Here is an 8,924-nt window from a genome sequence, read left to right on the forward strand (position 1 = left end):
CTGGTCGGCCGCCTCGGCGGCGGCAAAGCAGCGCGCGCGCATGGCCTCGTAACGCTCGAGCAGCTGCGCTGCGGTCAGCCAGCCCGATTCCAGCGCGATCTGCGCCGAACGCAGCAGCGGGTCGGCCGCCTCTGCCGCGCACAGTTCCGCCAGCGGCCGCCACTCGATCTCGAAATCGGTACCGGCGTGGCCCATCAGGCGCGTGGTGCGCAGGTGCAGGAACGTCGGGCGCCGGGTGCGGCGGCAATGCTCCAGCGCGCGCTGGACCTGCCCGTGGCCACTGGCCAGGTCCAGGCCATCGGCGAAGAAGTAGTCCAGGCCCGGACGATGGCTGAAGCTGTCGGCGATCCAGCCATCGGGGGTCTTCACCGAAATGCCGATGCCGTTGTCCTCGCACACGAACAGCACTGGTGCCGGCAGCCGCTGGTAGGCCGCCCAGGCGGCGGTGTTGAACGCGGTCTGTGCGGTGGCGTGGTTGGCCGAGGCGTCGCCGAACGAGCAGATCACCACGCTGTCGTCCGGAATGGGCAGGCGGTGGCCGATGCGCCGCGCGGTTTCGATCGCCAGCGCCGTGCCCAGCGCCTTGGGCAGGTGCGAGGCGATGGTGGAGGTCTGCGGCAGCACCCACAGCGGCTTGCTGCCCCACACCTTGTGCCGACCGCCGCTGGCCGGGTCGTCGCGACTGGCCGCGAACGACAGCGCCGCGTCCATGACCGGATCCATGCCCGGCAGCTGGCGGAAGCGCTCGGCCATGAACGCGCCGGAGCGGTAGTGCAGGAACGCCGGATCGGTATGCCGTGCCAGCCGCGCCACCAGCGCATTGCCCTCATGGCCGGACGAGCCGATGGTGTAGAAGACCTTGTTCTGCACCCGCAGCACGCGCGCCATCAGGTCCAGGTGGCGGCTGGCCAGCTGTGAGTCGAGCAGCGCGTCGAAGCCTTGCGCGTCCAGGCTGCTGCCGGGAACGATCGGCGCATCCGGTGCCGGCCGCGCGCGCGGCTCGCCGTGCCACTGGCGGACGAACTCGATGACGTTGACGTCGCAGATCTCGGCCCGGTTCAGGGACTTCATGCGCGCGGGAATCGGATCGGGAACCACGGCAACCATGCACACCCTCCAGCAGAGCCGAACGGACGACCGCGCCGAGCATCGCCGCAACCGGCGCTGCTTGCCAAGCGCAGGTGCACAAAACCTGGCTAGCCCGCCCGGGCCCTCCATTGCTGCCGCGACTGCCCCCAGATTTCGATCGGCTTGCCGTCGTGCGGCGGCGGCAGCTCGCCGATCCGCAGCAGGCGGCTGCCAAGTTTGCGCGCGACGACCTTGGAGTTTTCGTTCGCCGCGTCGATGGTGTGGATCACCTCGTCCCACCCCAGCGTGTCGAACGCCCAGTCGATGGCGGCCACCGCGGCCTCCGGTGCGTAGCCCCTGCCCCAGCTGGCGTGGCGGATGCTCCAGCCGACTTCGGTCCCCGGCCAGTCCAGCGGCTGCCACGGCCCCATGCGGCCCACCCAGTCGCCCGTGCTTTTCTCGATCACCGAGAACATCGAGAAGCCATACAGATGCCAGCTGCCCGCCAGGCAGCTGAAACTGCGCCAGGCCTGGGACGGGGCCTGCACCCCGCCCAGGTGCTGCATCACCTGCGGATCGGTGCAGAACGCGAGGAAGGCGTCGAAGTCCTCCGCGCGCGGCGGGCGCAGGATCAGCCGGTCGGTTTCCAGGCGCAGGTCGAAGATGCTCATGCGGGTGTCCCGTGGGTAAGCCGGGACCGATTCTCGCAGAACGGAAAAGGCCGGCAAGATGCCGGCCTTTCCAGGGTTGCCGGGCAGAGCCCGGCGCTACTGCTGGTTGGTATCCAGCGCGGCGGTCTGGGTGACCAGCTGGCCATCCACCACCGGCAGGCGGTCGCTGGCCGGCTTGTTGGCCATCTTGACGGTCTTTTCGACGCCATCGTAGCGGTAGGTCACGTTGTAACCGGTCACCGCATTGGTGGTGCCCATGGCGATGCGGTTGCCCGGCTTGCTGGCCATGCGCATGGTGCCGGTGGTGCCATCTTCGTTGCGGTAGGTCACGTTGTAGCCGGTGACCTTGGTCGACTCGGAGGTGGCCGTTTCAGTGTGGCACTGGCGCTCGGTACGGTTGACCACGCGGCCGCCGACGTGGCGCTTGTCGACCTGGTTGCCGATCATGCCACCGGCCACGGCGCCGGCCGCGGTGGCCGCCTTGCGGCCGTTGCCACCGCCGACCTGGTTGCCGAGCAGGCCACCAATGACCGCACCGGCCACGGTGCCGCCGACGTTGCCGTCGCGCTCGGGCAGGCGCTCCTGCACCACCACGTCCTCGCAGACTTCATGCGGGGTCTGGGTGGTCGAGGTTTCGCGCACCGGCTCGGTGCCGATCACGGTGGCGTAGGCCTTTTCCTTCTGGGTCAGTGGATCGACCTTGACCACGTCGGCGTATTCCAGGCGACCGGCCTTGTCCACGGCGACGTTGTCGGTGAGCGCACCGTCATCGGCGAGCGGCGTCGTGTCGAGGTTCGGGCGGGTCTGCGCGGCAGTAACCGGGTCGGCAGGGTTACCGCTTTTCATGAAGGCGGCGGTGGCGATGCCACCCACCAGCAGGGCGCCCGCAGCGACCAGGACAGTAGTAGTTGTGCTTTTCATAACCGACTCCCTGCGGACGATCCGCAACGTTCTTGATGCGGATTCCAGCATGCACTCCCTGAACAGAATCTCCACATGACGCATACACCTCACCTACCCATTCAGGTTCTGTCGTCGCAGGGCTCGTGATAGCGTTTACATCATCTGTCGAGGAGAGTGCGATGCCCGGTCCCCTGCTGCTGCCAGTCATGAAGTGGGCGCGCGGACTGCGCTACCCCACGCTGTTCAAGGTCACCGCCGCGCTGTTTGCGGTGACCTTGTTCATTCCAGACCCGATCCCGTTCGTGGATGAAATCCTGTTCGGGCTGGGCACCCTGCTGCTGGCCAACTGGAAACGCCGCAGCGACACCCTGCCCCCGCGCCTGGACCAGCGCGACGCGTGAACCTGTTCGACAGCCACTGCCACCTGGACGCCGACGAATTCGACCACGATCGTGCGCAGGTCATCGCGCGCGCGCAGGCCGTGGGCGTGCATGCGCAGGTGCTGCCGGCGGTGACCGCCGCCAGCTGGCCCAAGCTGCGCGACAGCGCGCGGCTTGCCGAGGGGCTGTACCCGGCCTATGGGCTGCACCCCATGTTCCTCGACCAGCACCGGCCGGAGCACCTGGACCAGCTGCGCGAATGGATCGCCCGCGAGCGTCCCTGCGCGGTGGGCGAATGTGGACTGGATTTCTTCGTCGATGGCCTGGATGCCGACCAGCAGCAGTTCTATTTCGACGGGCAACTGCGGATCGCCCGCGCGTTCGACCTGCCGGTGATCGTGCATGCGCGGCGCGCGGTGGATGCGGTGATTGCCGCAATCAAACAGGTGGGCGGCCTGCGCGGAGTGATCCACAGTTTCCCGGGCAGTCCGGAACAGGCCGCGCAGCTGCACAAGCTGGGTTTCCTGGTCGGCCTGGGCGGGCCGCTGACCTATGACCGCGCGCAGCGCCTGCGGCGACTGGTGGCACAGCTGCCATTGGAGCAGCTGCTGCTGGAAACCGACGCCCCGGACCAGCCGGACGCCGGCATCCGCGGCGAGCGCAACGAGCCGGCGCGATTGACGGTGATTGCAGAAACCGTGGCGCGGCTGCGCGGCGAGCCGGTCGAGGCGATTGCAGAGCAGACCACGGCAAACGCACGCAGGCTGTTCGGCCTGCGGTAGAGCCTCGCCCTGCGTGGCTGCGGGGTATACGGCGAAGAGCAGCCACGCAGGGCGTGGCTCTACGGCTTCTTCTTCAGCAGCATCTCCAACGCCTTGCCTACCGCCGCGAACGCAAACGCGCCGGTGATGTGCGTGGCCGCGCCCAGGCCGGCACCGCAATCCAGCTTCAGTGCGGCATCGGCACCCAGCTGCGGGCGCACGCCGCACACGCTGCCATCGGCCTGCGGGTATTTCACGTTCTCCAGCGAATACACCGCCGGCACCCCGAAATAGCGCGAGGCATTCTTCGGGAAGTTGAAGTCGCTGCGCAGTTTCTTGCGGATCAACGCCAGCATCGCGTCGTGCTCGGTCCGCGACACGTCGCGGATGCGGACCAGGGTGGGGTCGGTACGGCCGCCGGCAGCGCCCACGGTCAGGATCGGCAGCTTGCGACGGCGACACCACGCGATGGTTTCCACCTTGACCCGGAAACTGTCGCAGGCGTCGATCACCAGGTCGAAGCCGCGGTCCAGCAGCGCCTCCATGTTCGAGACGGTCAGGAACGACGCAATCGCATCGACCTCGATGTCCGGGTTGATCGCGCGGCAGCGTTCGGCCATCGCCTCGGCCTTGTTGCGCCCGTAGTGCCCGGCCAGGGCCGGCAGCTGGCGGTTGGTGTTGGAGACGCAGATATCGTCGGCGTCGATCAGGGTCAGGTGCCCCACCGCCGTGCGCGCCAGCGCTTCCACCACCCACGAGCCGACCCCGCCCATGCCGACCACCGCCACCCGGCGGCGCGACAGCTGGTCAACGGTGCCCACTCCATACAACCGGTCGATGCCGGCAAAGCGTTCGCGCAATACGTCGTTCATGGCCGCCATTTTAGACGGCCCGGTGCCCGGCATGTACGCCCGCCGCGCGGCGCGGGTAGGATGCAGCGAGCCACCCACAAGGAAGCCACCGCGATGAACACGCCTGCCCCGACCCGCCGTCCGTCCGCGGCCTACCGCTATCTGTTCGTTGCCGGGCTGGGCCTGGTCGTGGGCCTGGTCGCCACGGTGATGGTGTCGCGCGCGATCCAGGCGCGGCAGGATCCGTTCCCCGGCAGCCTGATGCAGGTGATGCAGCGCCAGGTCGCCCTGCTCGGCGACGCGCAGGCACAGAACCGCTGCAGCCTGGCCGACAGCGTGCCGCGCCTGCAGACACTGCGCTCGCTGTCCAACGACCTGGACCTGGCCTTCCCGGACCTGCGCGACAACGCGCAGTTCCAGCAGCATGCCAGCGGCCTGCGCGCGACCCTCAACACCGCGCTCGCCGCCCCGCCGACCGACTGCGCGGCAATGGGCACGCTGGTGGAAAAGATCCAGGCCGACTGCAAGGCCTGCCATCAGGATTTCCGTTGATTCATCTGCCAGCCACGAAGTGAGGACTGGATTGGCGCCCTGTTCACGCAGCACAGGACAGGATCTGCGCCATGCGCCCCAGACGCATTCGACCACCCCTTCTGGCCAGGAGAACCACCATGAAGATCCAACTCATTGCTGCAGCCGCCGTTGCCACCGTCGCACTGGCTGGCTGCGCCACCTCGCCCGGGTACGGCGGTGGCGGCTACAACAACGGTTACAACAACAGCGGCTACAACAACGGTGGCAACTACAACACCAACCGCTGCGCCGACTGCGGCATCGTGACCCGGATCAACCAGGTGGCTTCCGGCCGCACCGCACCGAGCGCGACCGGCGCGATCCTGGGCGGCCTGGTCGGCGCGGTGGCCGGGCATGAAATCTCCGACCACACCGGCGGCAGCAAGGGCAACCAGAACATCGCCGCGGCCGCAGGCGCGGTGGGTGGCGCACTGGCCGGCAACCAGATCCAGAAGAACGTCACCAGCGACACCTTCGACATCACCGTGCGCATGGACGACGGCCGCACCGTGGTGGTCAACCAGCGCGACCTGGGCGGGATCCGCGAAAACACTTACGTGCGCGTGGTCAACGGCCGAGTGGTCATCCGCTGAGCCAGCGACGCCGGCACAGGCAAGAAAGAAGGCCCGCTTTCGCGGGCCTTCTTCGTTGTCAGGCGCCGGTTCTGGTCACCTGGATCAGGCCGGCTGGACCTTGTCGGCCTGCAGGCCCTTCTGGCCCTGCACCACTTCGAAGCTCACCGCCTGCCCTTCCCTCAGGCTCTTGAAACCCTGGGTTTCAATGGCGCGGAAGTGCACGAACACGTCTTCGCCGTTGGCGCGGCTGATGAAACCAAAGCCCTTGGCATCATTGAACCACTTCACGGTACCGCTCTCACGATCAGCCATCTCACTTACTCCCTGGTATCTCTGCTTTGTCGTTGGATACGCCTTTGCGGGCGGCTGACAGCAAGGGGGAAGCGAGGTGCATCGATGGAGCGGATCTTGAGGATCTACCATCATCAGGCCACGATCCACGGTGACCTTGCCAAGCTCAGCGACTGCAACTTAACCCGGGCAAAATGAAAAAGCAACTGCCTTAATTCCGATATGTCAACCCCATTTCCTTTGCCATACTTGGCCGCATGGACTCTTCATTCATCTTTTACGTTCTCGCCGTTGTCCTGGTCCTGATCGGGATCGCCGGGATCGTGCTGCCTGCGCTGCCAGGGATTCCGCTCGTCTTCGCGGGATTGCTGGTGGCTGCCTGGGGCGATGGCTTCGTGCATGTGGGCTGGGTACCGCTGACCGTGCTCGGGCTGTTGACCCTGGCGTCCTTCGCGGTGGACGTGATCGCCACGCTGGTCGGCGCCAAACGCGTCGGCGCCAGCCGCAAGGCGTTGTGGGGCACCTTCATCGGCAGCATCGTCGGGCTGTTCTTCATGCCCATCGGCCTGTTTGCCGGTCCGCTGGCGGGCGCCCTGCTGGGCGAGTACTGGCATACCCGCGAACTGGGGCGCTCGACCAAGGTGGGGCTGGCTACTTGGCTGGGGATCCTGCTCGGGTTCGCGCTCAAGCTGGCGCTGGTGATCGCGATGCTGGGGATCTTCGCCTTCGCCTGGTTCTTCTGAGCGCGATCGGCTTCACGTCCCGCGCACAGGGGACACCTGCATAAACGCGCTCATCCCCCAGCCGAGTCGCGCTGGCGGGAATCCGGGGCAGCAGCCACACTGTTCCGGTTCCTTCCCTTTACCGGCCCGCCCCCATGACCCACCGCCCCCGTTCGGCCCTGTTCTCCGCCCTGGCCCTGGCCACCGCCAGCCTGCCGCTGGCCGCCCAGGAATTGTCGCCGACCCCGGCCACGCCCGAGGCCTGCGCCCTGGTGGGCACGGACGCGGCGCGCCTGGCCTGCTACGACAAGGTGTTCCGGCCGACCGCGGAAACCACCCAGGCCGCGGACGCAGCGGCAGTCGCGGCCAAACAGGAACGTCGCGAAGAGCGGCAGGCCGCGCGCACCCCCGACGCACCGGCCACGGAGCGGGTCAAGCAGCGCCTGGGCGAAGTGTTCAAGAACGATGGGCATGAAGCGGCGCTGGCCAACGCCGGCAAGGGCTCGCTGCTGGACAGCCGCTGGGAACTGGCGCAGGACTCCAAGCTGGGTGCGTTCCAGCTGCGCGCCTACAAGCCGGTCTACCTGCTGCCGGCGTTCTGGACCAGCGACAAGAACCAGACCCCGCAGTCGCCCAACCCCGACAACACGGTGACCACGCCGCAGCAGCTGGACAGCAACGAGCTGAAGTTCCAGCTGAGCTTCAAGACCAAGGTCTGGGAGAACGTGTTCGGCGACAACGGCGACATCTGGGCCGGTTATACCCAGAGCTCGCGCTGGCAGGCCTACAACGCCGACAATTCGCGCCCGTTCCGCGAGACCAATTACGAACCGGAAATCATGATGATGTTCCGCAACGGCTACTCGATCGGCGGCTGGCGCGGGCGCATGAGCGGGCTCAGCCTCACCCACGTTTCCAACGGCCGCGCCGACCCGTTGTCGCGCAGCTGGAACCGGGTGATCGCCACCATCGGCCTGGACCGTGAAAACTGGGCGCTGGTGCTGCGGCCGTGGTACCGGCTGCCGGAAGACCGCGAAGACGACAACAACCCGGACATCGAGGATTACATGGGCCGCGGCGACGCCACCCTGACCTGGAACCGCAACGGCCACGAGGTGTCGCTGATGGCGCGGCATTCGCTGCGCGGCGGCGACCGTTCGCACGGCGCGCTGCAGCTGGATTACGGCTTCCCGATCAGCAACCTGCTGCGCGGCCACGTGCAGGTCTTCGACGGCTACGGCGAGAGCATGATCGACTACAACCACAAGGCCACCTACGTGGGCGTGGGCGTGTCCCTGCTGGAGTGGTATTGACCGGTAGCGCCACGCCCTGCGTGGCTGTCACGTCCAGTCGGTGATGCCTTCGCGGCGGTAGACCTCGGCGAACGCCGGGCGTGCTTTCAGACGCTCGGCGTAGGCCTTGAGTTCCGGCCAGGTATCGCTGGGCACCGGCATGTTGCGCGACCAGCGCATCAGCATCACCAGCATGAAATCCACCACGCTGACACGGTCGCCCAGCACGTACGGGCCGCACTGCTGCAGGTGTCCGGCGAAGCGCGCCCACCCCGCTTCCAGCTGTTGCCGCGCACTGTCGCGCACCGCGTCGACGTTCGATGCACCGGCTACTTCATCGGCATAGAACCACGCACGGTACGCCGGCTGCAGGGTGTTGGCGCACCAGAACATCCAGCGATAGGCCTGTGCGCGCGCTTCCGTGCCCGGCGCCGGCAACAGCCCCGCCTGCGGATGCAGATCGGCCAGGTGCAGCGCGATGGCCGCCGCTTCGGTGAGGACCTGGCCGTCGATCACCAGCGTCGGCACACGCCCGGCCGGGTTCAACGCCAGGTAGTCGGCGGACTTCTGTTGGCGCGTGTCGAAATCGAGCAGGACCAGCTCATGCTCGATTTCCAGTTCGATAAGCAGCCAGTGCACGACCAGCGAGGCGGTGCTGGCGGAGCCATACAAGGTCGTTGTCATCGGCGCGATACCTGTGTGGAAAGCAGGTCCGGATTATCGCCGAACCGCACGCCAGTAGCGCCGGCCGTTGGCCGGCCCCCCCCCAACCCAAGGGCGGCCCACGCCCGGCCCGCACCGCAGTGGGGGCCGGCCGCCCCAACCCCCGGGGGAGTG

Annotated in this window: 12 protein-coding genes; 6 read left to right on the top strand and 6 right to left on the bottom strand. The window is 67.4% G+C overall.

Annotation, left to right across the window (positions count from 1 at the left end; all coding sequences use genetic code 11):
• The 3 genes from RWO33_RS17085 to RWO33_RS17095 all read right to left on the bottom strand — a co-directional run.
• Positions 1–1,107 (bottom strand): thiamine pyrophosphate-dependent enzyme (locus RWO33_RS17085; RefSeq protein WP_314106360.1); only part of this gene is annotated, 1,107 nt, incomplete at its 3' end.
• Positions 1,108–1,196: 89 nt separating this feature from the next.
• Positions 1,197–1,739, bottom strand: coding sequence for a GNAT family N-acetyltransferase (locus RWO33_RS17090; protein ID WP_145480253.1), 543 nt, complete (start codon positions 1,737–1,739; stop codon positions 1,197–1,199).
• 96 nt (positions 1,740–1,835) lie between these two features.
• Complete coding sequence (locus RWO33_RS17095) at positions 1,836–2,660, bottom strand: glycine zipper 2TM domain-containing protein (RefSeq protein WP_145480251.1); 825 nt, start codon at positions 2,658–2,660, stop codon at positions 1,836–1,838.
• 161 nt (positions 2,661–2,821) lie between these two features.
• Here RWO33_RS17095 and RWO33_RS17100 point away from each other — a divergent pair, with 161 nt between their 5' ends.
• Together RWO33_RS17100 and RWO33_RS17105 are read left to right on the top strand one after the other, a co-directional pair.
• The gene (locus RWO33_RS17100) at positions 2,822–3,043 is read left to right on the top strand and encodes a DUF6116 family protein (protein WP_314106361.1); all 222 of its coding nucleotides are present in this window, start codon (positions 2,822–2,824) and stop codon (positions 3,041–3,043) included.
• A complete protein-coding gene (locus RWO33_RS17105; RefSeq protein WP_314106362.1) occupies positions 3,040–3,804 on the top strand; it encodes a TatD family hydrolase in 765 nt (254 codons plus the stop codon). Before RWO33_RS17100 ends, RWO33_RS17105 begins: the two co-directional genes overlap by 4 nt.
• Before the next feature lie 59 nt (positions 3,805–3,863).
• Here RWO33_RS17105 and RWO33_RS17110 read toward each other — a convergent pair whose 3' ends face one another.
• A complete protein-coding gene (locus RWO33_RS17110) occupies positions 3,864–4,655 on the bottom strand; it encodes a tRNA threonylcarbamoyladenosine dehydratase (protein WP_314106363.1) in 792 nt (263 codons plus the stop codon).
• Positions 4,656–4,748: 93 nt separating this feature from the next.
• Here RWO33_RS17110 and RWO33_RS17115 point away from each other — a divergent pair, with 93 nt between their 5' ends.
• Both RWO33_RS17115 and RWO33_RS17120 read left to right on the top strand, forming a co-directional pair.
• Positions 4,749–5,186, top strand: a complete 438-nt coding sequence (locus tag RWO33_RS17115; RefSeq protein WP_145480243.1) for a cytochrome c — start codon at positions 4,749–4,751, stop codon at positions 5,184–5,186.
• 119 nt (positions 5,187–5,305) lie between these two features.
• On the top strand, positions 5,306–5,800 hold the full coding sequence (locus RWO33_RS17120) for a glycine zipper 2TM domain-containing protein (protein ID WP_314106365.1): 495 nt from the start codon (positions 5,306–5,308) through the stop codon (positions 5,798–5,800).
• An 84-nt stretch (positions 5,801–5,884) separates the two neighbouring features.
• On the opposite strand, the gene RWO33_RS17125 is transcribed toward RWO33_RS17120, so the two are convergent.
• Complete coding sequence (locus RWO33_RS17125; RefSeq protein ID WP_314106367.1) at positions 5,885–6,094, bottom strand: cold-shock protein; 210 nt, start codon at positions 6,092–6,094, stop codon at positions 5,885–5,887.
• A 236-nt stretch (positions 6,095–6,330) separates the two neighbouring features.
• Here RWO33_RS17125 and RWO33_RS17130 point away from each other — a divergent pair, with 236 nt between their 5' ends.
• Positions 6,331–6,816 (top strand): DUF456 domain-containing protein, encoded by a 486-nt coding sequence (locus RWO33_RS17130; RefSeq protein WP_145480237.1) that lies wholly within the window; start codon positions 6,331–6,333, stop codon positions 6,814–6,816.
• Positions 6,817–6,950: 134 nt separating this feature from the next.
• On the top strand, positions 6,951–8,108 hold the full coding sequence (locus tag RWO33_RS17135; RefSeq protein WP_314106369.1) for a phospholipase A: 1,158 nt from the start codon (positions 6,951–6,953) through the stop codon (positions 8,106–8,108).
• Between the two features lie 27 nt (positions 8,109–8,135).
• On the opposite strand, the gene RWO33_RS17140 is transcribed toward RWO33_RS17135, so the two are convergent.
• Entirely contained in the window at positions 8,136–8,771 is a 636-nt protein-coding gene (locus RWO33_RS17140) for a glutathione S-transferase family protein (protein WP_314106370.1), read from the bottom strand.
• Positions 8,772–8,924 lie beyond the last annotated feature (153 nt).

It is taken from the genome of uncultured Stenotrophomonas sp., assembly GCF_963519925.1.
GTDB lineage: Bacteria > Pseudomonadota > Gammaproteobacteria > Xanthomonadales > Xanthomonadaceae > Stenotrophomonas > Stenotrophomonas maltophilia_AE.

Excerpts from the sequence above, each read along its gene's own strand:
- RWO33_RS17120 (WP_314106365.1), top strand. The coding sequence starts at position 5,306 with ATGAAGATCCAACTCATTGCTGCAGCCGCCGTTGCCACCGTCGCACTG.
- RWO33_RS17100 (WP_314106361.1), top strand. The coding sequence starts at position 2,822 with ATGCCCGGTCCCCTGCTGCTGCCAGTCATGAAGTGGGCGCGCGGACTG.
- RWO33_RS17090 (WP_145480253.1), bottom strand. The coding sequence starts at position 1,739 with ATGAGCATCTTCGACCTGCGCCTGGAAACCGACCGGCTGATCCTGCGC.
- RWO33_RS17095 (WP_145480251.1), bottom strand. The coding sequence starts at position 2,660 with ATGAAAAGCACAACTACTACTGTCCTGGTCGCTGCGGGCGCCCTGCTG.
- RWO33_RS17110 (WP_314106363.1), bottom strand. The coding sequence starts at position 4,655 with ATGAACGACGTATTGCGCGAACGCTTTGCCGGCATCGACCGGTTGTAT.
- RWO33_RS17115 (WP_145480243.1), top strand. The coding sequence starts at position 4,749 with ATGAACACGCCTGCCCCGACCCGCCGTCCGTCCGCGGCCTACCGCTAT.
- RWO33_RS17135 (WP_314106369.1), top strand. The coding sequence starts at position 6,951 with ATGACCCACCGCCCCCGTTCGGCCCTGTTCTCCGCCCTGGCCCTGGCC.
- RWO33_RS17130 (WP_145480237.1), top strand. The coding sequence starts at position 6,331 with ATGGACTCTTCATTCATCTTTTACGTTCTCGCCGTTGTCCTGGTCCTG.
- RWO33_RS17125 (WP_314106367.1), bottom strand. The coding sequence starts at position 6,094 with ATGGCTGATCGTGAGAGCGGTACCGTGAAGTGGTTCAATGATGCCAAG.
- RWO33_RS17140 (WP_314106370.1), bottom strand. The coding sequence starts at position 8,771 with ATGACAACGACCTTGTATGGCTCCGCCAGCACCGCCTCGCTGGTCGTG.